Source organism: Janthinobacterium kochi, assembly GCF_051380715.1.
Taxonomy (GTDB): Bacteria; Pseudomonadota; Gammaproteobacteria; order Burkholderiales; family Burkholderiaceae_D; genus Janthinobacterium.
This window is the reverse complement of the sequence record NZ_JBNYXO010000004.1, coordinates 344,338-366,710: the sequence shown is the minus strand read 5'-3', so window position 1 is coordinate 366,710 and position 22,373 is coordinate 344,338. Positions and strand designations below refer to the sequence as shown.

Here is a 22,373-nt window from a genome sequence, read left to right as displayed (position 1 = left end):
GTTATATGAATGCCATGTATTTCTTGATGGCATCATATTACAAGCAGAGGCCGTGTACTTAAATATTGCTGAACAGTTACACTTTTCCCGCTTTTTGCACCGGCCGCGCCAGCACGAAGACCAGCGCCGCCACCACGGCCGCGAGGCCGCCAGCCAGGTACAGCACGCTGGCAAAGCCGTCGATGAAGGCGTGCCGCGCCGCTTCCTGCGCCACGGCCTGCATGGCGGGCGGCAGCTGGCCGAAGGCCTCGGCCGCGTTGCCGGCGACGATGCGCCCGATCATCTCGGGCGAAGCCTTCAAGCCATGCAGCCACGCCAGCTTGTCGAACGAAGCCGCCGTGCGCATGGCCAGCACGGCGCCCAGCGCGCCCACGGCCAGCACGATGCCGACGAAGCGCGTGGTGGTGCTGATGCCGGAACCCATGCCCGTGCGCTCGCGGGGAATGCAGGCGAGGATGGCCTTTTGCGTGGTGCCGTTGAGCAAGCCCGCGCCCGCCCCCGTGACCACCATGCCGGCCGCCACCCAGCCATATTGCAGGCTGGCGGCGGCGAGCGCCGTGGCAACGTTGCCCACGGCGACGATCAGCAAGCCCGTCACCAAAATGCCGCGGTCATCCAGAACCCGCATGGCGCGTGGCGCCAGGCGCGACAGCAGCACCATGGCGACGGCAAACGGCAGCATGGCGCAGCCGGCCAGCACGGCGGAAAAGCCGAAGGCGTTCTGCAGGTACAGCGGCAGGAACGTCATCATCACTTGCGCGGCGATGGCGTAGCCAAACATGCCCAGCACGGCGCCGACGAAGACGCGCCGACCGAACAGGCTCAAATCGACCATCGGCGCGCGCTGGCGCCGTTCCACCAGCACGAAGACAAACAGCAGCGCCGCGCCCGCCAGAAAGCGCAGCATGGTGGCGCGGCTGGACCAGAGCGCCACGCTGGCGTCGATCAAGCCCCAGATGATGCAGAACAGGCCAGCGGAAAACAGCAGCGCCCCCAGCGGGTCGAAGCTGGCGTTGGAGGCATCCTTCGACTCATCCACATGCTTGCTTACCAGCCACATCAAGATGGCGACGACGGGCAGGTTCAGATAGAAAATCCAGCGCCAGTTGATGGCGCTCGTGATCAGGCCGCCCAGCAGCGGGGCCACCGTCATGGCCACGCCCATGGCCGCGCCCCACACGGACCAGGCGCGCGCCCTCTCCTTTTCCGCATGAAACGTGTGGCCGATGACGGCCAGCGCGGAGGTCAGCAGCAGCGCGGCGCCCAGGCCCTTGATGGCGCGCGCCACGTTGAGCACGAACGGCGTCCACGCCAGGCCGCACAGCAGGGAGGCCAGCGCGAACACGGCCAGGCCATACAGCATGACCTTGCGCCGTCCCAGGCGGTCGGCGATGCTGCCGGCCGGCAGCAAAAACGAGGCGAACGCCAGCATGTAGGCGCTGACCACCCATTCCACGTCGACGAAGCTGGCGTTGAGCGAGCGGGCGATCGAGGGCAGCGAGACGGCCACCACGTTGGTATCGAGCATGATCAGCGCGCACACGCCCGAGCAGGTGTATAAGGTCCAGTTGGTATTTTTCATGCCTGTATTTTAAGCAGGCTTGTATTATTTCTTGTTATAAGACGAGCGCCTTATAATTCACCCATGGTGAATACAGACAAGGACATGGAATTGCGGCATTTCCGCTGCGTGCTGGCCGTCGCGCACAGCCTGCACTTCGCGCGGGCGGCTGCGGAACTGGGCATTTCGCCGCCCGCGCTGACCAAGCAGGTGCAGGAAACGGAAAGCTTGCTGGGCACGCGGCTGTTCCAGCGCAGCAAGCGCGCCGTGTCGCTGACGGCCGCCGGAGAATTGTTCGTCATCGAGGCCGCGCGCGCGCTGGCGCAGCTGGCGCAGGCGCAGGACGTGGCGCGCCGGGCGGGACGGGGCGAGCTGGGACGGCTGGAAATCGGCTACGTGGCTTCGGCTGCGTATTCCGGCGTGCTGCAAAGCCAGTTTGCCCGCTTCCGCGCCAGCCATCCCGGCATTCACATCGGTGCGCGCGAATACGCGATGGATGCCCTGCCCGGCTTGCTGGACCAGGGCCGCGTGGACCTGGCCTTCGTGCGCCCGCCCCTGCACTTGCCGGACGGACTGGACAGCGTGGTGTTGCTACGCGACCGCTTCGTGCTGGCCGTGCAGGCCGACAGCCCGCTCGCCCGTCTCGGCCTGGCGGGGCCGGCCGCGCTGGCGCAGCAGGCGTTCATCGTGCCGGAACAGGAATTGGGAACATTGGAGGTGAGCCGGCGCGGCGGTTTTGCGGCGCAGGTGGTGTCGCGCCCGGGCAGCCTGGTGGCCGTGCTGACGGAAGTGTCGCTGGGCGTGGGCTGCGCCATCGTGCCCCACTCCGTGATGGCCAGCGTGCAATTGCCCGGCGTGGTATTCCGCGAGCTGGCCACGCCGCAGATCAGCTCGGAAATCGCCGTGGCCTTCCGCCGCCATGAACAGGCGCCCGCCGCGCGCGCCTTCATTGCCCAGCTGCGCGCTGTAGCGCTGGCTTGACCTCAGTTCTTCAATACCGCCACGGCGTAGGTGCAAGCGGTCGCCGTTTCATTCTTGAACACGCAGTCGGCCGGCGGACCCAGCTCCAGACAGTCGCCCTCGTCCAACACGTGGCGCGTATCGCCTTCGATGAAGACCAGGCTGCCGCTGAGTGACCAGATCAGCTGGCGCCGCGACACATAGGCGGCGGCCGGCATGGCCACCACGGCGCCGGGAGGCAAGCTGATATGCACGAGGTCGAGCGGCATGTCGGACGCGGGCGACACGTGGCGCCGCACATAGCCGCTCTGCGGGTCGACCCACACGGGCTGCTCAAGCTTGCGCAGCAAGCGCCCTGCGCGCATTTCCGCGCGGGCGATCAGTTCGGACATGCTGAGGTCGAAGGCGCCCGATAGCCGCGCCAGCAAGGTGGCCGTGGGGCTGCAATCGCCCCGCTCCACCTTGTGCACCATCGCGCGCGACACGCCCGAGCGGGCCGCCAGGTCCGTCAGCGACCAGCCCAGGTTTTCCCGTTCGAGGCGCACCCTGGCGCCGATGCGCTGGTTCAATTCGTCTGGTTTAGTGGACATATATTAGCTTCCATTCGGATTCTATTGGACAAGGCGTGGGCGGCAATCTATGATTTGTCCATTATAGTAGACGACCAGCAAGGAGAACAACATGCACATACGTGATGCCCGGATGGGCGACATTGAAGGAATCACGGCCATCTACAACGATGCCGTCAGCCATACCCTGGCCATCTGGAATGAACGGACGGTCGATGCGGCCAACCGCACCGCCTGGCTGGCCGACCGCCAGCAGGCTGGCTATCCGGTGCTGGTCGCAATCGATGCGCAGCAGAATGTGGCCGGCTACGCCTCGTTCGGCGACTGGCGCCCGTTCGAGGGTTTTCGGCATACGGTCGAGCATTCCGTGTATGTGCGCGCGGACAGTCGCGGCGCGGGCATCGGCAAGGCCTTGATGGAGGAATTGATCGTGCGCGCGCGCGGCCTGGGCAAGCACGTCATGGTGGCGGGCATCGAAGCGGGCAATGCCGCCTCGATCGCCCTGCACAAGCAGCTGGGCTTCGAGGAAGTGGGATTGATGCGGCAGGTAGGTACCAAGTTCGGCGCCTGGCTGGACCTGGCGTTTTTGCAGCTGCAACTCGATGCGCGCAGCGATCCGGACGGCATTGCGCCGCCCGGCTAAGGTCAGGCAGGCATCAGGGATCGATCTCCGGTGGTGGCCGGCGCAGCGCCATATGTTCCCACACGGCCACCAGAACCAGCACGCAGCTGGTGATGCAAGCCAGGATCAAAGGTGAATACAGGCGGCCGTAGGCCATCGGGATCAGCGCCAGGATGAGCAAGATGCCCAGCAGATGCGACAGCGGCGGCGTGGCACGGTCATTGCTGACCCATTTGAACAGCGCATTGCCCAGCAGATACAGGATCGGCCCGCCCAGCAAGGCGCTGATGCCGGCAAAACTTGCTTCATCCGGATGCACCAGGGCCAGCTCGTCGGCCACGGCGGAAACGATCACGCCGCCCACGATCAGCAGGTGGATATACGTATAAGCCTTGCGGGCGATGCGGCCCGGGTCCTTCGAATGGGCGATGCGGTGGTGGCCGGCCTCGGCGCCAGTGTCGAAATAAATCCACCACATGGCGATGCTGCCGACCAGTGCTGACAGGAAACCGAGCCAGTTGGCGCCCGTCCATTCCAGCCCCGCGAAGGTGGCGCCCGTCACCAGCAGGGATTCACCGAGCGCGATGATGACGAACAGGGCGCAGCGCTCAGCCATGTGGCCGCCATCGACATCCCAGTCGGCTATCGTCGAGCGGCCCAGGCCCGGCAAGCTGAACTGCATCCATGGACCGGCCAGGTCGATCAGCAGGGCCGCGCCCCACCAGAAGATGCGCTGCTCGGGCGACGCGACGCCGCCGGCGATCCAGAAGATGCCGGACAGGACGGCCCAGAGGGCGATGCGCTGGAAATTGCGGCGGCGCGCCACGGTGTCGTTGCGCACGGCCCACCAGGCAAACAGGGGACGCCCCACCTGCATGGCGACATACGCGCCCGCGAACGCCAGGCCGCGCGTGCCGAACGCCTCGGGGATCGAAGCCGACATGATCAGGCCGCCCAGCATCAGGGCAAACAGGCTGATGCGCACGGGAATGCGCTCGGGGTCGAGCCAGTTGGTGATCCACGAGGTAAATATCCACACCCACCAGACGGCCATCAGCAACAAGCCCGTCTGCAGCCAACCCATGGCGCTCAGGTGCGCCAGCAAGCCATGCGACAGTTGCGTGACCGCAAACACAAACACCAGGTCGAAGAACAGCTCGATCATGCCCACCTTGCCGCTGTCCTGCCCGCCGCGCGTGCGCAGCAGCGATTTTGTCAATTCCATAGCTACTCTTTCATTCATGCTTGATTAAAACGGTTCATTCCGGCCGTTATGACCTTATTGGCGTCAACTTATTGGCGTCAACAAAGGCAAGCCGGCGAAGTGCGCGGCCAGATTATCGACCACCAGTTGCCCCATCGCATGGCGGGTTTCCACGGTCAGGCTGCCCACGTGGGGCGTCAGCACCACGTTCGGCAAGGCGCGCAAGGCGGCTGGCACGCGCGGTTCGTCCACAAACACGTCGAGGCCGGCCGCGCCGAGGTGGCCATCTTGCAAGGCGGCGATCAGGGCCACTTCATCGATGAGGGCGCCACGGGCGATATTGATCAGGGTGCCTTGCGGACCGAGCGCGTCGAGCACGCTGCGGTCGATGATCTTGCGCGTGGCAGGCGTGCCCGGCGCGCAGACGATCAGGTAGTCGCTGTCCTGCGCCAGGGCCAGTAGGGAGTCCGCGCGCGGCACGCTGGTGCCGGCAATGGCGCGCGGCTGGAAGTAGCGCACCTGGACGCCGAAAGCGGCCAGGCGCAGCGCGATGGCTTGGCCGATCTGGCCGAAACCGAAGATGCCGGCCGTCTTGCCACGCAGGCTGGAGGCAGGAGCGATGGCCTCGCGCCGTTCCCAGCCTCCTTCGCGCACGAAACGGTCGAGTGCCACGATATGCCGCGCACTGGCCAACAGCAAGGCCAGCGCCACGTCGGCCACGTCATCGGTCAGCACGTTCGGCGTGGTGGTGACGGCGATGCCGCGCGCGCGGGCAAGGTCGAGCGCCACGCCGTCGAGGCCCACGCCATTCACGGCGACGATTTCCAGCGCGGGCAGCAAGCCCATATCGGTGGCGTTCAAGCCCAGCGCGCCCGTCGTGACAACGGCGCGGATGGACGGCGCCCGCTCGGCCAGCCATGCGTGGAGTTCATCCGCCGGCACTTGCCAGGCGTGATGGCAGGTGTATTGCTGCTCCAGCTGCGCGTTGACGGCCGCCGAAGGGCTGGGGGCGAGAATGAGGAGTTCGGGTGGCATGGGCGTCCTGGGTCGTGTCACATGAATTGCAGACGCAACTTAGCATATTTGACGCCCTGCAGGGGATGACTGCCCCGCAATCGCCATGAAAACCCTGTGCCGAATGCGGTCTTTAGCCCGGGCAAGGCACGCGTTTGACCTTGCCGCCCATCCTGGATGGGTCGGCGCCCGCGCCCGGGTTTGCATCCATGCCATAGCACGTGGCGCTGCCGGCGCTGACGACGCGCGTGGCGGGGCGGCCATCGGCCGTGAGGAATTCTTCCACGCGGATGACGGGGCCGCCGCGCCAGGCGGAAGCGACCAGCTTCTGGAAGCCGCTTTCGCTCTTCAGGTTGGCTGCGGCCAGCCACGGCTGGTCTTGCTTCAGTTCGCCACGCAGGGCCTTGTCGGCGGCGCCCGCAGCCAGACGGGCGCGCGTGCGCAAGTCTGCGCCAGGCGGCGCCGTGTCGGGCGCGGCGGGAATTTCCTGGGCGGGTACGGTAATGGTTTGTGCCGTCACGGCAGGCATGTCAGGGACGGCGGGCGCCGCACTGGCACGCGTGCGCGGCATGGGAACCGACAGCGGCAGCGGCAAGGCCATCGGTGGCGTCTGCGGCAGCGGCCGGGGCGGCAGCAAGGTCATGAAAGCCACTTCCGTGTATTGCTTGAGTTGCGGCGCCGGCAGCAGCAAGAAATACAGGCCCAGCACGTGCATGGCCAGGATCAGCACGACAGCCGCGCTTCTCAAGCTCAAGCCCCGCCGTATGCGCATGCGCAGGGAAGCGGACTGTAGATGGCGGAGCAATGGCATGCAGTTTCCTGTGAGCGCCGGGCGCGATGGCCCATTCTAGCGAAACTGAGCAATAAGCATTAATAAATCCGCAAGGTATCGTGTGGCGCGCCTTTTTCCGCCAGATTCCAGTGCCTGACGCGCCAAGTGTTGCGCAAATGACGACTTTTTTTCAACATTCTCACACTTTCCCACGCATCGCGCCACGCTGGAATATAATGATAATCATTCTCATTAATATCCAGATAACTCCATGCGCACTTTCCGCCTCGCCCCTACCCCGTTCGCCCTGGCCGCCTTCCTGCTGGCCAGCAGCACCGCCCATGCCCAAACCACGCCGGCCGGCGACGCGCAAACCATGCCGACAGTGGTCGTGAACGCCTCCGCCGATGCCTCGGCGGAAGGTTTGTCGAAGGGGTATGCGGGCGGCCAGGTGGCGCGCGGCGGGCGCATGGGCATTCTAGGCGCCGTGGACATGATGGACTCGCCATTCGGCAGCACCAGTTATACGCAGCAATTCATTGCCGATCAGCAAGCGCGCAGCGTGGGCGACTTGCTGCAAAGCGATCCGGCGGTGCGCATGTCGCGCGGCTATGGTAATTTCCAGGAAGTGTATGTGATCCGCGGCTTCGCCCTCGATTCCGATGACGTGGCGTATAACGGCCTGTACGGCGTGCTGCCCCGTCAATATGTGTCGCCGGAACTGCTCGAGCGAGTGGAAGTGTTCCGTGGCGCCAGCGCCTTCCTGAACGGCGCTGCGCCGGGCGGCAGCGGCATCGGCGGCGCCATCAACCTGATGCCCAAGCGCGCCGGCAACACGCCGCTGACGGAATTGACGTTGGGCGTGGAATCGGGCGGCCACGCCTATGCGGCCATCGACGTGGCGCGCCGCTTCGGCGAGAACCAGGAATTCGGCGTGCGCGTGAACGCCGCCAAGCGCCAGGGCGAGACCGGTATCAAGCGTGAAGACCATGACGTGGGCATGTTCTCGGTCGGCCTCGATTATCGCGGCCGCGGCTATCGTTTGTCGGCCGATGCCGGCTACCAGAATTTCGATTTGACGGCGCCGCGCCCTTCCGTCAACACCGGCAGCCTGACGGCCTTACCAGGCGCGCCCGATGCCTCGAAGAACTTTGCCCAGCCGTGGAGCTATTCGAAGGAACACGATGTGTTCGGCACGGCACGCGCCGAAGTGGACCTTGCCAAGGATGTGCTGGCCTGGGCCGCGTTCGGCAGCCGCTCGACCAAGGAAGCCAACAGTCTGGCCGAGCCGAAACTGACCTCGCTTAATGGCGACGCGAGCGTGTACCGCTTCGACAATGCCCGCAAGCAGGAAATCCGCACGGGGGAACTGGGCATTCGCGGCAAGCTCGTTACGGGCGCCGTCAAGCATACCTTGGTGGCCAGCTGGTCCGGGCACTGGAATGAAGCGAAGAATGCGTATGCGATCAGCGACTACGTGGGCTTGCCGACGAATATCTACCATCCGCTGGACATGGCCATGCCGCCCACGCTGCCCGCGAACTCGGGCGGCGTGATGAGCGACCCGCGCCTGACGCAAAAAACCATCCTCAGCAGCTACGCCGTGGCCGATACCATGGCCTTCCTCGACGACAAGCTGCTGTTGACCGTGGGCCTGCGCCGCCAGCAGATCCGCGACGCGGCGTATGCCTACGGTACGGCCGTGCAGTATTCCAGCTATGACAAGAGCGCCACGACGCCCGTGGCCGGCATCGTCTACAAGGCCAGCAAGAACGTGTCGCTGTACGCTAACTACATCGAGGCGCTGGTGAAGGGTCCCGTTGCCAGCGGCACCTACTTTGATGGCAAGAACGACCTGCCGTTGAGCAACAAGGGCGAAGTATTCTCGCCATACAAGTCCAAGCAGAAGGAAATCGGCATCAAGTATGACGGCGGCAGGCTGGGCATGAGCGCCGCCCTGTTCTCGACGGCCAAGCCTTTGCCGGCCGTGGTCGGTTCGCGCGCCACTCTGTCGGGCGAACAGCGCAACGAGGGCCTGGAATTGTCCGTCTTCGGCACGCCAATGGCAGGCGTGCGCCTGCTGGGCGGCCTCACCTGGCTCGATACGGAACAGCGCAAGACGGACAAGCCGACCAACAATGGCAAGGATGCCATCGGCGCGCCAAAAACACAGCTCAGCGTGGGCGGCGAATGGGATGTGCCCGGCGCGCCTGGCCTGTCGCTGAACGCCCGTACCGTCTACACCTCGACGCAGTATGCGGATCTGACCAACAGCAAGCAATTGCCATCCTGGACCCGCATCGATATCGGCGCGCGCTACCTGACGCAGGTGGCGGGCCATGACGTGACCTTGCGGGCGCGCATCGACAACGTAGCCGACCGCAGCTATTGGGCATCGGCTGTCTCTTCGTTCGACGCCGGCAGCCTGGTGCTGGCCGCGCCGCGCACCTTCGTCGTGTCGGGCAGCGTGGCGTTCTAAACAGATCGCCGCCAGTGTCATCACGAAAGCTGCGCTCCCGGGGCAGCTTCGCGTGTGCGCCTGTGCCGGCACGCCCGCTTCGGCGACAATGCCCGCATGAAACGACTCCCTGCCCTGCTGCTCTTGCTCAGCCTATCCCTGCCCGCTGCTGCCCAAAAGCAAGCCGCCTGCCCCTACGCCGCCTGGAAAAGCGGTTTCAAGGGCGATGCGCGGGCGCAAGCCACGTGCCTGCTGCGTCCCGTGAAATTGTATGCGCGCCTGGGCGACAGCACGCCGCTACCGGATTTTCTTGCCACCCACATCGGCCAGCGCACGGGCATCGCCCCGGCCCGTCTGCGCGCCTGGCTGGCTGACCAAGGCATCGTCGAAGCCGACGTGGGCGGCGCTGTCGATGCGCCCCTGTCGCGCGCCGTGGGCCGGCTGGCGGCGCCGATGGCCCGGTACTTCGTGATCCACGACACCAGTTACCCGAATTTCCTGGCGGAATCCATTCCCGGCCACATCAACGACGCCAGCTGGGATTTCAACGATTTCAATCTACGTAACCCAGCGCTGGGCGGCGGTCCGAAAGGCCATGTGTATGTGAACCGCCTGGGCAATTCCTTGGCCGTGCGGGACTTTGGCACGCCCGGCTACGCCAGCAAGCTGGAAAAGGACAAGCCTTCGCTGACGGGCCTGTTCCTGCACGTGGAACTGGTGCAGCCGCGCAACTCCGTACCGGGCGGCGGCAAAGGCAACGACGGCCTGGCGCCCGATCCGGGCTTTACGCCCGCGCAATACGACCGGCTGGCCCTGCTGTACATCGCCGCCAGCGTGCGCAAGGGCACGTGGCTGATTCCTGCCTTCCACGCCGTGCTCGATACGGGCTTTGCGAACGGTCATGATGATCCACAGAACTTTTCCCTGGACCAGTGGTCAGCCTCGCTTTCGCGTCTGCATGCAGCCTTGCGGCAGCCCGATACTGAACAATAATGCCGTTTCCCTGGCGGCGGATTCGGTGCATACTATTGAGAGCATAGCCATTCCTGTCAGGGAGTTCAGGTGAATATTGCCACGGATCATCAGGAGGATCGTCACGCAGGCGCACGCCATCCATTGCCGCGCGCGCAGCGCCTCTTCGCCATGCGCGATGCCGTCCTCAGCGCCTGGGAACAGCGCGTGCGCGCCAGCGTGCGCGGCGCGGACCAGTTGCTCACGCCCGTCCTCACCAATACCCTGCCGGCCTTTTTCGATAACTTGGCCGAGGCGCTGACCCCGGGCCATCCGCGCGAAAACGCCGCCAGCAACAGCAACGTGCCCGCCGTGCATGGCAATGAACGGGCGCGCATGACCAATTACGGGCCGGAACAGGTGATCCAGGAATACCAGATCTTCCGCGACAGCTTTGTCGCCGTCGCGCAGGAGTCCGGCATCAGCCTGCGCAGCAAGGATTGGCATGTGCTCAACGCATCGATCGATGCGGGCATCCGCGAATCGATACGCGAATTTACCAGCATGCACGAAGGCTTCCAGCGCCGCATCGCGGCCGGCCTGTCGCACGACATGCGCAATCCCCTGGCCGTCATCAGCACCAGCGCCCAGTTGCTGCTCAGGGCAGCGGACCCGGAACGGGTGGTATTGCTGGCGCACAAGATTGCCGAGCACAGCAAACGGCTCGACAGCATGATCGAGGACTTGCTCGATAGCCTCAGCTACCACCGGGGCCAGCGGCTGCCGCTGGCCCTGAGCCACTTCGACGTGCTGACCCTGGTGCACACCGTGGCAAGCCAGGTCAACCTGCAGCGGCCCGGAAAATGCCAGGTCAGCGGGCAATCCGTCATCGGCTGGTGGTGCGAGAATTCGCTGCGGCGCGCACTGGAAAACCTGCTCGGCAACGCCATCAAGTATGGCGACGACGCCCCAGTCAGCGTGCACGTGGAAGCGGCCCACGAGCGCCTGATCATCACCGTCCACAATAGCGGCCACGCCATCGCGCCAGAACAGGCCGAACGCATCTTCGACTACCTGCGCCGCGAAAACGACAGCCCCGCGCCAGGCTGGGGCATCGGCCTGCCTTTCGTGCAAAACGTGGCTGAGAGCCACGGCGGCAGCATCGCCGTCGACAGCGCACCCGAAACGGGCACCAGCTTCATCTTTGACGTGCCCGTCGACTGCCGTCCCTTCGTCCAGCCCGGCGACGTCCCCAAGAGTGACAACTAGCGCACCGAATTGGTGCGAGTGGCGGCGCGACGCCACAAAAGTGGTCATATTTGCACCTGTTCACGCCCGCCCTGTTGGCACGCTTCCTGCTGAGCTATACATAGACACGGCTCAAGGGAAATCACAACATGGCAAATTTTTTCAATGAAATGACTGCAGATGACGTGGGGACGGACAGCAAGGTACGTGAACACTATCGTGAATTCAGCCGCTGGCTGGAGCAGCAATCGCCCGAGACCATCGCCCGCAAACGGGCCGAAGCCGACCTGACGTTCCGCCGCGTCGGCATCACGTTCGCCGTGTATGGCGACGATGCCGGCACGGAACGCCTGATTCCGTTCGACACCATCCCGCGCATCATTCCCGCCGCCGAATGGGCGCAGATGCAGACGGGCCTGGTGCAGCGCGTGCAAGCCTTGAACATGTTCATCCATGATATTTATCATGAGCAAAACATCATCAAGGCGGGTATCATTCCTGCCGAGCAAATCTACAAGAATGCCCAGTATCGCCCGGAAATGCAGGGCATTTCCGTCGCCTCCGACATTTATGCACACATCGCCGGTGTCGACATCGTGCGCGCGGGCCAGGGCGAATTCTATGTGCTGGAAGACAATCTGCGGGTGCCATCCGGCGTGTCCTACATGCTGGAAGACCGCAAGATGATGATGCGGCTGTTCCCGGAACTGTTCGCCCGAAACCGCATCGCCCCCGTCGACCATTACCCGGACATGCTGCTCGATAACCTGCGCTCCGTCGCACCGATGGGCGTGGACGACCCCACGGTCGTCGTCATGACGCCCGGCATGTACAACTCCGCCTACTTCGAGCACGCGTTCCTGGCCCAGCAAATGGGCGTGGAACTGGTCGAGGGCAAGGATCTGTTTGTCAACGATAATTCCGTGTACATGCGCACCACGCGCGGCCCCAAGCGCGTCGATGTCATTTACCGCCGGGTGGACGACGATTTCCTCGACCCGCTGGCCTTCCGCTCCGATTCCTCGCTGGGTGTGCCGGGCTTGCTGTCCGTGTATCGCGCGGGAAGAGTGACGTTGGCGAACGCCATCGGCACGGGCGTGGCCGACGACAAGTCGATCTACCCGTTCGTGCCCGACATGATCAGGTTCTACCTGTCGCAGGAGCCGATTCTCAACAACGTGCCTACTTACCAGTGCCGCAAGAGCGCCGATTTGTCCTACGTGCTGGCCAACCTGGCGAAACTGGTCGTCAAGGAAGTGCATGGCGCGGGCGGCTACGGCATGCTGGTGGGGCCGGCCTCGAGCGCCGCGCAGATCGAGGACTTCCGCCAGCGCCTGCTGGCCAACCCGGGCGGCTACATCGCCCAGCCGACACTCGCCCTGTCCGCCTGCCCCACGTATGTGGACGCCGGCATCGCGCCGCGCCACATCGATTTACGTCCGTTCGTGCTGTCGGGCAAGACGATTTCCATGGTGCCGGGCGGCCTGACCCGCGTGGCCCTCGGTGAAGGCTCGCTGGTCGTCAATTCCTCGCAAGGGGGCGGCACCAAGGATACCTGGGTACTGGAAGCCACATCCGCTTTTGCAGGAGAGAAAACATGCTGAGCCGCACTGCCGATCATTTGTTCTGGATGGCCCGCTACACGGAGCGGGCGGAAAACACGGCGCGCATGCTCGACGTCAACATGCAGACCTCGATGCTGCCCCAGTCCGAGCAGGATGCGGAACAGGGTTGGCGCGCCACCCTGGGCATTTCCGAGCTGCAAAGCGCGTACGACCATAAATATGGCCGCTTCCACACGCGCGACGTGCTCGATTTCATGGTGCGCGACCCGAACAACCCCTCGTCCATCCTGGCCTGCCTGACGGGCGCGCGCGAAAACGCCCGCGCCGTGCGCGGTACCCTGACGACGGAAGTGTGGGAAATTCAGAACGCCACCTGGCTCGACATGCAGAAGCGCCTGAAAAGCAATCTGCTGGAAACGGACCCCAGCGCCTTCTTCGAATGGGTCAAGTACCGCTCGCATCTGTCGCGCGGCGTGACCCTGGGCACCATGCTCAAGGATGAAGCGATCCACTTCATTCGCCTGGGCACCTTCCTGGAGCGGGCCGACAACACGGCGCGTATCCTCGACGTGAAGTTCCACGGCGCGCGCGACACGTCGAAAGACATCGCCCAGCGCGACTTTTATTACTGGGCGGCCCTGTTGCGTTCCGTTTCCGGCTTTGAAATCTACCGCAAGGTCTACCGCGACGTGATCACCCCGGAACGGGTGGCGGAACTGCTGATGCTGCGCGGCGACATGCCGCGCTCCCTGCTTGCCTGCATGGATGATGTGGTGGAAAATCTCAAGCATATCCGCAACGATGTGTCTGCCGATACGGAACGGTTTGCGGGCAAGCTGCACGCGGAACTGAAATTCGGCCATATCGACGACATCATGAAGGCTGGCTTGCACCACACATTGACGCAGTTTCTGGAAAACATCAATGACCTGGGCAACCGGGTCAGCCGCGATTTCCTCGTTCCCTTGGCGGCCTGATGCAACTCACCATCCGCCACGAAACCCATTACGCCTACAGTGCGCCGCTGGCCTACACCATCCAGCAGTTGCACCTGACGCCGCGTATCGAGCCGCAGCAGCGCGCCCTGTCCTGGCAAATCACGACGCCGGGCCGGTGCCACGCCTACACGGATGCCTACGGCAATCTGTCGCACATGCTGACGATCAGCGGCAGCCACCAGTCGCTCAGCCTGGTGGCGCACGGCGTGGTGGAAACCATCTACCCGCACAAGGGACGGCTGAACCTGATCGATACCTTGTCGCCGCTGCTGTTTACCATGCCGACGCCCCTGACACAGGCCAATCCCGCCATCGTCGACCTGGCGGCCGCCAGCCTGCCCGACCAGCGCGTGACGGCGGGCACCGGTCACTTGCTGCGCCTGGCCGAGCATATCGTCGGCAAGGTGGCGTATGAAAGCGGCGCCACCATGGTCACGACCACGGCCGGCGACGCGCTGGCGCTGGGGCGCGGCGTGTGCCAGGACCACGCCCATCTGTTCCTGGCCTGTTGCCACGCCTGGGGCATCCCGGCGCGCTATGTGTCCGGCTATATCGATCCGGGCACGACGGGCCACGCGGCCAGCCATGCCTGGGTCGATGCCTGGACGCAAGACCCGGATTTCGCGGGCTGGGTCAGCATCGACGTCACGCATGCGCGGCTGATGACGGATGCGTATTGCCGCCTGGCCATCGGGCGCGACTACGATTCGGCGGCGCCCGTGCGCGGCGTGCGCCAGGGTGGCGGCACGGAAACGTTAAGAGTCGATGTCCAGATCGTGCCCGTATAGTGGCAAGAATGAGGCTGGCCGGGCCTTGCCAGCAGGTGGCACGGGCCCGGCTGGTGTAGAATGCACCCCCTTTTGACTTGATTTAAGACGATGACTTATTGCATAGGCATGCGCCTCAACGAAGGCCTGGTCTTCCTGTCCGACTCCCGCACCAACGCCGGCGTGGACCAGGTGGGCACCTTTCGCAAGATGAGCGTGTTCGAGAACCCGGGCGACCGTATGCTGGTGCTGATGACGGCCGGCAATTTGTCGATCTCGCAGGCGATCCGCCAGATCGTTTCCGAACACGTCGATGCGGATGGACGCAGCATCTGGAACGTGGCCAGCATGTACGATGCGGCGCGCATCGTGGGCGAAGCCGTGCGCACCGTGCACCTGCGCGAAGCGAAGGCCCTGGCCGAGTGCGGCATCGATTTCAATGTCAGCATCATCCTGGGCGGCCAGATAGGCGCCGAGCGCTGCCGTTTGTTCCAGGTGTATTCGGCCGGCAATTTCATCGAATCGCACGATGAAAACACGTATTTCCAGATCGGCGAAGCGAAATACGGCAAGCCCATCATCGACAGGGTCATCAATCCGTTCACGCGCCTGGACGAAGCGGCCAAGTGCGCGCTCATTTCCATGGATTCGACCTTGCGTTCGAACATTTCCGTCGGCTTGCCGCTCGATTTGCTCGTCTACGAGACGGGCAGCCTGGCCGTCACGCGCTTCGTCACCATCGATGAAAAGAACCAATATTTCCGCATGATCCGCGACACCTGGGGCGAGCAATTGAAACAGGTGTTCGAGGGCATCGTCGATCCCGTGTGGAACGCCACGCCGGAAACCACGACCAACGTGTTATCGTCGGCCAACATGCACAGCAAGCCCGTGCGCGTGGCCATTCCCGAGCACGTGAGCCGCGGCGGCGTGACCGTGGCGCCCTTGCAATCGCTGGCGCAGCAGTTCAGCGACGACAAGCAGCATTGACCGGTGACGCCACTGCTGCGCAAGACGCTGGACAAGTCGCTTTGCGCGTGCTCTTATGGCGATGGATTGACATTCGATCCATATTGAACGAAAGGCAGCTTGCGCATGGACTTGATCACTTCCGCTGTGGTGGCGGCCATCGGGCATGGCGCGACCGGCCACGTGCCCGAGGCCGTCGCCAGCCACTATCAACGCCTCAAGCAGGCCATCGCCAAGTTCGATAGCGCCGCCGCCATCCTGGCCGCCATCGCCGCGCTGGAAGCTGACCCTGCCAATGCCCGCCTGCAACTGGCCCTGTCGGCCGCCCTGTCCAGCGCGAAAGTGCCCGATGACATGGAAACCCTGTTTGCCGCGCAAGGCTTGCTCGATGCGCTGCAGCGGCCTTTGCCCCACCGACCCGAAGTGGAAGCCGTGCCCGCGCCGGCCGACAAGAGCGCCGTCGTCTCGAACTATGCTGTCGTCAAAGTGTATTTCGCCACCGACCGCCAGCGCGACGTGGGCAAGCCGCCGGCGCAGCGCTTCAGCGGCGAACGCAGTATCACGGGAGGCAATGGCGGCGGCAATGGCCCGCTCAGCTATGGCAGCTGCGACATCAGCATCCCCCGCGACCACCGTATGGGCCAGCTGGAATCGCCGTCGCTGTGGCGCCTGGAATTTCGCGACGACCCGGCCAAGCACGTGGTGCTGCTGGACGCCACGGTGCAAGACCGCGACAATTTTTTTGCGGCATTAAGGACGCAAGTACGCGCTTCGGCCGGCAAGAGCGCCTTTGTTTTCGTGCATGGCTATAACGTGAGTTTCGAGGATGCGGCGCGGCGCACGGGGCAAATGGCCTACGACCTGGGCTTTGACGGCGCGCCCGTGTTCTACAGCTGGCCATCGCGCGGCGACCTGGCCGCCTACACCATCGATGAAAACAATATCGAGTGGAGCACGCCCCACATTACCAGCTTCCTGGCCGACTTTCTCGCCAGCACCGAGGCGGAGCAAGTGTATATGGTGGGCCACAGCATGGGCAGCCGGGGCCTGGCGCGCGCCGTGGCCGAGTTGCTGGCCGCGCAGCCGCAGCTGGCGCAAAAGATCACGGAAATCATCCTGTCCGCACCCGATATCGACGCGGCCGTCTTCAAGCACGATATCGCGCCGAAACTGACTCACGCGCGCAACCCCGTCACCTTGTATGCCTCGTCGCAAGACCTGGCCCTGGCCGCCTCGAAAGCCGTACACGGCTACCCGCGCGCGGGCGACAGCGGCGCCGGCATGCTGATCGTGGCGGGCGTGGAAACCATCGACGCCACCGGGGTCGACACGAGCTTCATGAAACATGCGTATTTTGCGGAAAAGCGCTCCGCCCTGTCCGACATGTTTTATCTGATACGCAACCATGCGCGCGCCGACCAGCGCTTTCTCGACCCCGTCGATACGCTGGCCGGCCGCTATTGGACGTTCAAAGCATGACGCGGCTTCATGCTTGAGAGCACGCATGCTAAGATACGGCCCATAGGGTGGCAACGGGCACGGCGATGACGCCGCCAGCCGATCCCCCGCAAGCAGGCCTATCATGTTGACATCATCTTCTACACCGCAAGCCGAATCGCTGATCCGCAACACCAACGCCCGCGTCACCAAGACGCGCGTGAAGGTGCTCGACTTTTTAATGGCGCAAAGCCGTTCGCTGACCCACCATGAAATCCAGCAGGCGTTGTCGCAGGACAGCGATATCGATTCCGTCACCCTGTACCGCGTGCTGGAATGGCTGACGGAAAACGAACTGGTGCACCGCATCGCGGGTGCCGACCAGGTGTGGCGCTTCAGCGCCGGCGCCGGCCACCAGGCGCACGAGCACGCGCACTTCCAGTGCACCAAATGCGCCAACGTCACCTGCTTCAATGAAGTCAAGCTGCCGCCGCCCGTGCTCTTGCCGGAAGGTTTCAGCGGCGGCGAAGTCGATTATTTGATCAAGGGCCTGTGCCCGCGCTGTAAATAATTCCCCCGAAACATCACTTGAGCAGCAAGGCCAGGTGATGCTCGTCATAGAACAAGTCGCCGACGCGCATCGAACGCGGTTCCGTGCCATACGCGATAAATCCCAGCGATTCATACAGTTGTCGTGCGGCATTATTTTCCGCATTCACGCTCAAATGCACTTGCATGATGGCCGGGTCCGTCTCGGCCTGTTCGATGCAGGCGTTGACGAGACGCCGCGCCACGCCCTTGCCCCGCTGCGGCGCATCGACGAACACGCCCCACAGCAAGGCCTTGTGCGACAACTGGCGCATGGGGTCGCGCCGCAAGCCGGCAAAGCCGACCAGGCGTGCGCCATCGAAGGCGCCAAAGCCGCGCTGCATGGGGCCGGCGATGCGCTGCGCGTGTTCTTCTGGTGTGCGCGCCAGTTCATCCTCGCGCGACGAGGAAAACGCGCTGGGCGAGTCCAGGATGGCGCGCAGGCGCAGCGCGCAAAAGGCGGCGGTGTCGGCTGACGTCAGCAGGCGGATGACGATTTCGGGTGCGGGCATGGTGGAATCCGGCAGTTTTCTCCCATTATACCCACGCCCCCGCCTCAGGCACGCACGCGGCGCAAACCCAGCAAGGTCCAGCCGTACAGGGACACCATCAGCAGCACCATGGCCGCGCCCAATGCCGCCGTCCAGCTTTCCGGCAGCGACCAGGCGGGTTCCAGCTTGCCGGCAGCCATGTAGCCGGCCATGGCCGCGCAGATGGCGACGATGGGCCAGCCCAGGCGGCGCCGGAAGGCGCGCACCAGGTCAATTTTGCCGGTGCGCATGACTTTCGCCGTGACCCAGCCATCGAAGGTATCGGTCACGCCCATGCCCACGGCAAACACCGTACCCGTGAGCAAGGCCGGCCCCAAGCCGCCCAGGGCCACGGCCGCGTAACCCCAGGCGGCCGCCTGCAGGGCCGTGTCGAACACCAGCGCGAACAGCATGCCGACGAGGATGGCGCCAAACGGCCCGGACGCGCCCCGCAGCCACCGTGGCAGCAGCCGCCCGCGCACCTCGGCCAGTTGCGCGCCGGCCAGCAAGCTGCGCGCATTCATGGCGGCGATCAATAACAGCAAGGCAATGGGCAGCCATTCCAGCCAGCCGAACAGGTGTGGCGACGGTGTAAATTGCTGCGATGCCAGCGCCGCCACGGCCACGATGGCCAGCACGCAGATGCCATGCCCCAGCGCAAACAGCGCGCCCATCCACGGCGTCCAGCGCGGATGGGCGGACTGGCTGCGCAATGTCAGGCCATCGACGGCGGCCAGGTGGTCCGGCTCCAAGCCATGCCGCATACCGAGCAGAAAAATCAGCGCCAGGGCGGGCAAGCCCGCTTCCACGCTCATGCGGCCACCGCGACCAGACTGTCCACCTTGGCCACGCAGCGATCCAGGCCCCGCGTCAGCATCTCCCGCGGCAAGTCGCGGCCGATAAAGATGATCTTGCTGGCACGCGTCTCGCCGTCGCGCCACGGCGCGCCCAGTTCCGAGCCCATCAGCATGTGCACGCCCTGGAAAACGGCGCGGCATGGCAGGTCGGCGACGTACAAAATGCCCTTGTAGCGCATCAGCTGGCTGCCGAACAGCTGCACCACGGCATCAAGGAAATGCTCCACCTGTAGCAGATCGAGCGGCAGGGACTGGTGATAGACGAACGATTGCACGCTGTCGCCATGGCGGTGGCCCAGTTCTCCCAGGAAATCTGGCTCCAACTCGACGATGGCGTTCAAATTGAAACCGCGAATGTTCAAAATGTCGCGCAGGGGCACATTGCCAAAGCGCACTTTCTGGATGCTGGCGCGGCCATTGATGGCGATCAAGCGCTGGCGCAGCACGGCCAGGTCGTCCTTGCTGACCAGGTCCGTCTTCGACAGCAGGATGCGGTCGGCAAAGCCCACTTGCTCCTGCGCTTCCCTGTGCGCCGTCAATTGCTGCTGCGCATGGCGCGCGTCGACCACCGTCAGGATGGCGTCGAGCAGGTAGCACTCGCTGATTATTGGCTCCGCAAAGAAGGTTTGTGCCACGGGGCCAGGCGCGGCCAGGCCCGTCGTTTCGATGATCACGTGGTCGAAGGCGATGGTTCCTGCCGCGCCTTTCGCGTGCAGCTCGCCCAGGATGCGGATCAAGTCGCCGCGCACGCTGCAGCAGATGCAGCCATTGTTCATTTCCACGATCTGCTCGTCGCTGTCTTGCACCAGCAAGCCATGGTCGATGCTTTCGGCGGCGAATTCGTTTTCAATCACGGCGATGCGCACGCCGTGATCGCCCTGCAATATGCGCTTGAGCAAGGTGGTTTTCCCGCTGCCGAGGAAACCCGTGATGATGGTGACGGGGATCAGTTCTGTCATATTTTTTCCTGTCGATGGTTAATCTTCGAGTTCTTCCATGCGCTGCCACTGGGGAAACGGGTCGGGCAGCTTGCGCCAGGCGGCCATGCCCTGGCGCGTTTCCGTATAGTTGAGTTGACATTTCTTTAAGTCCGCCTCGATGGCGGCCTGGTCCATGTCCTGGCCGATGAAGACGAGCTCCTGGTAGCGGTCGCCATATGGCTCGCTCCAGCCCGCTTTCATTTCCGCCAGCGAGGCCGCATCCGTGGGCCAGCGCTCCTTCGGTACGGATGCCCACCACAGGCCCACGGGCTCGATATTCATCAGCTTGCCCGCGCCGGACAGGCTGGCCACCCATTCGGGGCGGCTGGCCAGCCAAAAGTATCCCTTGCTGCGCACCACGCCCTTGATCGGCTGGGCAATGTAATCGTGCAGGCGCTGCGCGTGGAATGGCTCTTTCGCCCGGTAGACAAAACTGCTGATGCCATACGTGTCCGTTTCCGGCGTATGCACGCCAGCCAGCTCCTGTGCCCAGCCCGGCATGCTGGCCGCCTGCTCCAGGTCGAACAAGTTCGTGCCCAGGATGGCATCGAGCGGCACGACGGACTGGTTGGTTTCGACGATGCGCGCGCCGGGATTGAGGGCTTTTACAATGGCCAGCACGCGCCGGCGCTCATCCGCATCGACCATGTCGACCTTGTTGAGGACGATGACATTGGCAAACTCGATCTGCTCCGTCAGCAAGTTGGCCAACTGGCGGTCGTCGCCCTCGCCCGCGATCTCGCCGCGCTGTTCCAGGCTGTCTTCGCTATGAAAATCGGCCAGCAAGTTGGCGCAGTCGACCACGGTGACCATGCAGTCGATGCGCGCCACGTCGTTCAGGCTGTCGCCATGCTCATCCTCGAAGTCGAAGGTGGCGGCCACGGGCATCGGCTCGCCCACGCCCGTCGATTCGATCAGCAGATAATCGAAGCGGTCTTCCGCAGCCAGGCGCCGCACTTCCAGCAACAGATCGTCGCGCAGGGTGCAGCAGATGCAGCCGTTGGACATTTCCACGAGTTTTTCTTCCGTGCGCGACAGGGCCGCGCCAGCCGCCTCGGCGCCATCCTTGACGAGTGAGGCGTCGATATTGACTTCGCTCATGTCGTTGACGATGACGGCCACGCGCTTGCCTTCGCGGTTGCGCAGTATGTGGTTGAGCAAGGTGGTCTTGCCGGCGCCGAGAAAGCCGGACAGGACGGTGACGGGGAGTTTGCGCTGTGGCTGGGACATGGGACTTCCTTTGGATGGAATCGGTAAGGGGGCAATGGATGCACTGGCATCAAATGCAACTTGTTTGCGGTTGCAATTATAGTGCAACTCAGTTGCATTTGTGCTGCAATCTTTGCCTGTTGCGCTGGCCTTCGGGCCGCTGCTGCCGTTGCTGCCGTTGCACACGCCATGGCGGCGCCAATCAGCGCTACCGCAGGATGGGCGTTGATATCAGGTCGCGATCGTCGTTTTGGGGTATTCCAGGCAGACGGATAAATCAGAATGATGGAACAATATGGCGGTATTTTTTTAATAATGGCTGAGGTACAATCACAGCGTAGTAAATAGTCCTGCTGGTCATGGGCTTTTATTTTAAATAAGTTTTCTGGCCCTGCCAAAACGATGAAAAAATGAGAAACAAGATGAAATTAAACCTGATTGGAATGGCCATGGTCTGTGGTGGATTATCAGCGTGTGGCGGCGGTGACAATGTCAGCGCGAACGATGGCGATGTGATTGCCAATATCAAGTCCAGTAATATTGAATTTTCGAGCGCGAATCGTCCTGCCGGAACCTGGCGCTGGCCAGGGACCCCGCAACAGCACGTGAGCGTGTATGTCACGCCACCGGCGGCTGGCAATGCCACTGAACTGGACTACTCCGGCAAGACGCAAAACGCGATCACGCAAATTAATACGAAGTTGCGTGGTCTTTTAGTGCTCGACGTGGTCAATTCCATCCCGGCAAGCGGCAATTACATTCACGTCAGTTATGGCACGTCGTATGTGCCGCCGAATTCCACGGATTACGCCAGTTACTGTGCCAATGTGGCGACAGGAAAAAATATGGGCAACCCGATTCAACCAAGCAGCCAGAATGGCATCGGCTCGAATCCCGTTTATCTCAATCTGGGGAATGGACATTGCAACGTCACCCAGGATATCGTGACACATGAGTTTGGCCATGCGCTTGGGCTGGCCAACCATTTCAATGGATTTGGTAACGGTCCCGCAATTTCCGCCGCCTATTGGGATGTGCTGGCGACGCTGTACGCGAATCCGCAATCGACCACAGCGGCAAATCTGTCAGTTCGCCGCGTAGCGGATTAACTCCT

At 63.5% G+C, this 22,373-nt stretch carries 21 protein-coding genes; 12 read left to right on the top strand and 9 right to left on the bottom strand.

Features of this window, described 5'->3' with window-relative positions:
* Positions 1-76: 76 nt before the first annotated feature.
* On the bottom strand, positions 77-1,582 hold the full coding sequence (locus ACQ4WL_RS12015; RefSeq protein WP_436509948.1) for an MFS transporter: 1,506 nt from the start codon (positions 1,580-1,582) through the stop codon (positions 77-79).
* 63 nt (positions 1,583-1,645) lie between these two features.
* On the opposite strand from ACQ4WL_RS12015, the gene ACQ4WL_RS12010 reads away from it, so the two are divergent.
* Positions 1,646-2,542 carry a LysR family transcriptional regulator gene (locus ACQ4WL_RS12010; RefSeq protein ID WP_436509947.1) on the top strand — a complete coding sequence of 299 codons (897 nt, stop codon included), beginning with the start codon at positions 1,646-1,648 and terminating at the stop codon, positions 2,540-2,542.
* A gap of 2 nt (positions 2,543-2,544) precedes the next feature.
* On the opposite strand, the gene ACQ4WL_RS12005 is transcribed toward ACQ4WL_RS12010, so the two are convergent.
* A complete protein-coding gene (locus ACQ4WL_RS12005) occupies positions 2,545-3,111 on the bottom strand; it encodes a helix-turn-helix domain-containing protein (RefSeq protein ID WP_436509946.1) in 567 nt (188 codons plus the stop codon).
* 91 nt (positions 3,112-3,202) lie between these two features.
* Here ACQ4WL_RS12005 and ACQ4WL_RS12000 point away from each other — a divergent pair, with 91 nt between their 5' ends.
* Entirely contained in the window at positions 3,203-3,733 is a 531-nt protein-coding gene (locus tag ACQ4WL_RS12000; RefSeq protein ID WP_436509945.1) for a GNAT family N-acetyltransferase, read from the top strand.
* Between the two features lie 13 nt (positions 3,734-3,746).
* Here the strand turns inward: ACQ4WL_RS12000 and ACQ4WL_RS11995 are convergent, their stop codons facing one another.
* From ACQ4WL_RS11995 to ACQ4WL_RS11985, 3 genes are all read right to left on the bottom strand, one after another.
* Positions 3,747-4,931, bottom strand: coding sequence for a low temperature requirement protein A (locus ACQ4WL_RS11995; protein WP_436510078.1), 1,185 nt, complete (start codon positions 4,929-4,931; stop codon positions 3,747-3,749).
* A 69-nt stretch (positions 4,932-5,000) separates the two neighbouring features.
* On the bottom strand, positions 5,001-5,951 hold the full coding sequence (locus tag ACQ4WL_RS11990) for a 2-hydroxyacid dehydrogenase (RefSeq protein ID WP_436509944.1): 951 nt from the start codon (positions 5,949-5,951) through the stop codon (positions 5,001-5,003).
* 112 nt (positions 5,952-6,063) lie between these two features.
* Entirely contained in the window at positions 6,064-6,741 is a 678-nt protein-coding gene (locus ACQ4WL_RS11985) for a hypothetical protein (protein ID WP_436509943.1), read from the bottom strand.
* A 232-nt stretch (positions 6,742-6,973) separates the two neighbouring features.
* Between ACQ4WL_RS11985 and ACQ4WL_RS11980 the strand changes: the two genes are divergently transcribed.
* The 9 genes from ACQ4WL_RS11980 to ACQ4WL_RS11940 all read left to right on the top strand — a co-directional run bounded on the left by ACQ4WL_RS11980 (position 6,974) and on the right by ACQ4WL_RS11940 (position 17,666).
* Positions 6,974-9,181, top strand: coding sequence for a TonB-dependent receptor (locus ACQ4WL_RS11980; protein WP_436509942.1), 2,208 nt, complete (start codon positions 6,974-6,976; stop codon positions 9,179-9,181).
* Positions 9,182-9,277: 96 nt separating this feature from the next.
* Positions 9,278-10,153, top strand: a complete 876-nt coding sequence (locus ACQ4WL_RS11975; protein WP_436509941.1) for a hypothetical protein — start codon at positions 9,278-9,280, stop codon at positions 10,151-10,153.
* Positions 10,154-10,222: 69 nt separating this feature from the next.
* Positions 10,223-11,380 carry a sensor histidine kinase gene (locus ACQ4WL_RS11970; protein WP_436509940.1) on the top strand — a complete coding sequence of 386 codons (1,158 nt, stop codon included), beginning with the start codon at positions 10,223-10,225 and terminating at the stop codon, positions 11,378-11,380.
* Positions 11,381-11,508: 128 nt separating this feature from the next.
* Positions 11,509-12,963 (top strand): circularly permuted type 2 ATP-grasp protein, encoded by a 1,455-nt coding sequence (locus ACQ4WL_RS11965; protein WP_436509939.1) that lies wholly within the window; start codon positions 11,509-11,511, stop codon positions 12,961-12,963.
* Positions 12,957-13,901 (top strand): alpha-E domain-containing protein, encoded by a 945-nt coding sequence (locus ACQ4WL_RS11960; RefSeq protein WP_436509938.1) that lies wholly within the window; start codon positions 12,957-12,959, stop codon positions 13,899-13,901. Before ACQ4WL_RS11965 ends, ACQ4WL_RS11960 begins: the two co-directional genes overlap by 7 nt.
* Entirely contained in the window at positions 13,901-14,710 is an 810-nt protein-coding gene (locus ACQ4WL_RS11955) for a transglutaminase family protein (protein WP_436509937.1), read from the top strand. Before ACQ4WL_RS11960 ends, ACQ4WL_RS11955 begins: the two co-directional genes overlap by 1 nt.
* Before the next feature lie 90 nt (positions 14,711-14,800).
* Positions 14,801-15,679: a proteasome-type protease gene (locus ACQ4WL_RS11950; protein WP_436509936.1), complete on the top strand. Its 879-nt coding sequence runs from the start codon at positions 14,801-14,803 to the stop codon at positions 15,677-15,679.
* Between the two features lie 105 nt (positions 15,680-15,784).
* Entirely contained in the window at positions 15,785-17,137 is a 1,353-nt protein-coding gene (locus ACQ4WL_RS11945) for an alpha/beta hydrolase (RefSeq protein WP_436509935.1), read from the top strand.
* A gap of 103 nt (positions 17,138-17,240) precedes the next feature.
* Positions 17,241-17,666 (top strand): Fur family transcriptional regulator, encoded by a 426-nt coding sequence (locus tag ACQ4WL_RS11940; protein WP_034787417.1) that lies wholly within the window; start codon positions 17,241-17,243, stop codon positions 17,664-17,666.
* A gap of 13 nt (positions 17,667-17,679) precedes the next feature.
* On the opposite strand, the gene ACQ4WL_RS11935 is transcribed toward ACQ4WL_RS11940, so the two are convergent.
* From ACQ4WL_RS11935 to zigA, 4 genes are read right to left on the bottom strand one after another with little or no spacing between them, the layout of a single operon-like run.
* Positions 17,680-18,195, bottom strand: a complete 516-nt coding sequence (locus ACQ4WL_RS11935; protein WP_436509934.1) for a GNAT family N-acetyltransferase — start codon at positions 18,193-18,195, stop codon at positions 17,680-17,682.
* A 44-nt stretch (positions 18,196-18,239) separates the two neighbouring features.
* Positions 18,240-19,028 (bottom strand): HoxN/HupN/NixA family nickel/cobalt transporter, encoded by a 789-nt coding sequence (locus ACQ4WL_RS11930; RefSeq protein ID WP_436509933.1) that lies wholly within the window; start codon positions 19,026-19,028, stop codon positions 18,240-18,242.
* Positions 19,025-20,029: a CobW family GTP-binding protein gene (locus ACQ4WL_RS11925; protein ID WP_436509932.1), complete on the bottom strand. Its 1,005-nt coding sequence runs from the start codon at positions 20,027-20,029 to the stop codon at positions 19,025-19,027. The genes ACQ4WL_RS11930 and ACQ4WL_RS11925 overlap by 4 nt, the downstream gene beginning before the upstream one ends.
* 18 nt (positions 20,030-20,047) lie before the next feature.
* Positions 20,048-21,280 carry a zinc metallochaperone GTPase ZigA gene (gene zigA, locus ACQ4WL_RS11920; RefSeq protein ID WP_436509931.1) on the bottom strand — a complete coding sequence of 411 codons (1,233 nt, stop codon included), beginning with the start codon at positions 21,278-21,280 and terminating at the stop codon, positions 20,048-20,050.
* Between the two features lie 401 nt (positions 21,281-21,681).
* Here zigA and ACQ4WL_RS11915 point away from each other — a divergent pair, with 401 nt between their 5' ends.
* Positions 21,682-22,368, top strand: coding sequence for a hypothetical protein (locus ACQ4WL_RS11915; protein WP_436509930.1), 687 nt, complete (start codon positions 21,682-21,684; stop codon positions 22,366-22,368).
* Positions 22,369-22,373 lie beyond the last annotated feature (5 nt).

What these genes read in the sequence shown, in the direction of transcription:
- ACQ4WL_RS11980 (WP_436509942.1), top strand. Translation starts at nt 6,974, where the DNA reads ATGCGCACTTTCCGCCTCGCCCCTACCCCGTTCGCCCTGGCCGCCTTC.
- ACQ4WL_RS11975 (WP_436509941.1), top strand. Translation starts at nt 9,278, where the DNA reads ATGAAACGACTCCCTGCCCTGCTGCTCTTGCTCAGCCTATCCCTGCCC.
- ACQ4WL_RS12000 (WP_436509945.1), top strand. Translation starts at nt 3,203, where the DNA reads ATGCACATACGTGATGCCCGGATGGGCGACATTGAAGGAATCACGGCC.
- ACQ4WL_RS11960 (WP_436509938.1), top strand. Translation starts at nt 12,957, where the DNA reads ATGCTGAGCCGCACTGCCGATCATTTGTTCTGGATGGCCCGCTACACG.
- ACQ4WL_RS11965 (WP_436509939.1), top strand. Translation starts at nt 11,509, where the DNA reads ATGGCAAATTTTTTCAATGAAATGACTGCAGATGACGTGGGGACGGAC.
- ACQ4WL_RS11955 (WP_436509937.1), top strand. Translation starts at nt 13,901, where the DNA reads ATGCAACTCACCATCCGCCACGAAACCCATTACGCCTACAGTGCGCCG.
- zigA (WP_436509931.1), bottom strand. Translation starts at nt 21,280, where the DNA reads ATGTCCCAGCCACAGCGCAAACTCCCCGTCACCGTCCTGTCCGGCTTT.
- ACQ4WL_RS12015 (WP_436509948.1), bottom strand. Translation starts at nt 1,582, where the DNA reads ATGAAAAATACCAACTGGACCTTATACACCTGCTCGGGCGTGTGCGCG.
- ACQ4WL_RS11985 (WP_436509943.1), bottom strand. Translation starts at nt 6,741, where the DNA reads ATGCCATTGCTCCGCCATCTACAGTCCGCTTCCCTGCGCATGCGCATA.
- ACQ4WL_RS11935 (WP_436509934.1), bottom strand. Translation starts at nt 18,195, where the DNA reads ATGCCCGCACCCGAAATCGTCATCCGCCTGCTGACGTCAGCCGACACC.
- ACQ4WL_RS11990 (WP_436509944.1), bottom strand. Translation starts at nt 5,951, where the DNA reads ATGCCACCCGAACTCCTCATTCTCGCCCCCAGCCCTTCGGCGGCCGTC.
- ACQ4WL_RS12005 (WP_436509946.1), bottom strand. Translation starts at nt 3,111, where the DNA reads ATGTCCACTAAACCAGACGAATTGAACCAGCGCATCGGCGCCAGGGTG.
- ACQ4WL_RS11925 (WP_436509932.1), bottom strand. Translation starts at nt 20,029, where the DNA reads ATGACAGAACTGATCCCCGTCACCATCATCACGGGTTTCCTCGGCAGC.
- ACQ4WL_RS11940 (WP_034787417.1), top strand. Translation starts at nt 17,241, where the DNA reads ATGTTGACATCATCTTCTACACCGCAAGCCGAATCGCTGATCCGCAAC.
- ACQ4WL_RS11915 (WP_436509930.1), top strand. Translation starts at nt 21,682, where the DNA reads ATGAAATTAAACCTGATTGGAATGGCCATGGTCTGTGGTGGATTATCA.
- ACQ4WL_RS11950 (WP_436509936.1), top strand. Translation starts at nt 14,801, where the DNA reads ATGACTTATTGCATAGGCATGCGCCTCAACGAAGGCCTGGTCTTCCTG.
- ACQ4WL_RS12010 (WP_436509947.1), top strand. Translation starts at nt 1,646, where the DNA reads ATGGTGAATACAGACAAGGACATGGAATTGCGGCATTTCCGCTGCGTG.
- ACQ4WL_RS11930 (WP_436509933.1), bottom strand. Translation starts at nt 19,028, where the DNA reads ATGAGCGTGGAAGCGGGCTTGCCCGCCCTGGCGCTGATTTTTCTGCTC.
- ACQ4WL_RS11945 (WP_436509935.1), top strand. Translation starts at nt 15,785, where the DNA reads ATGGACTTGATCACTTCCGCTGTGGTGGCGGCCATCGGGCATGGCGCG.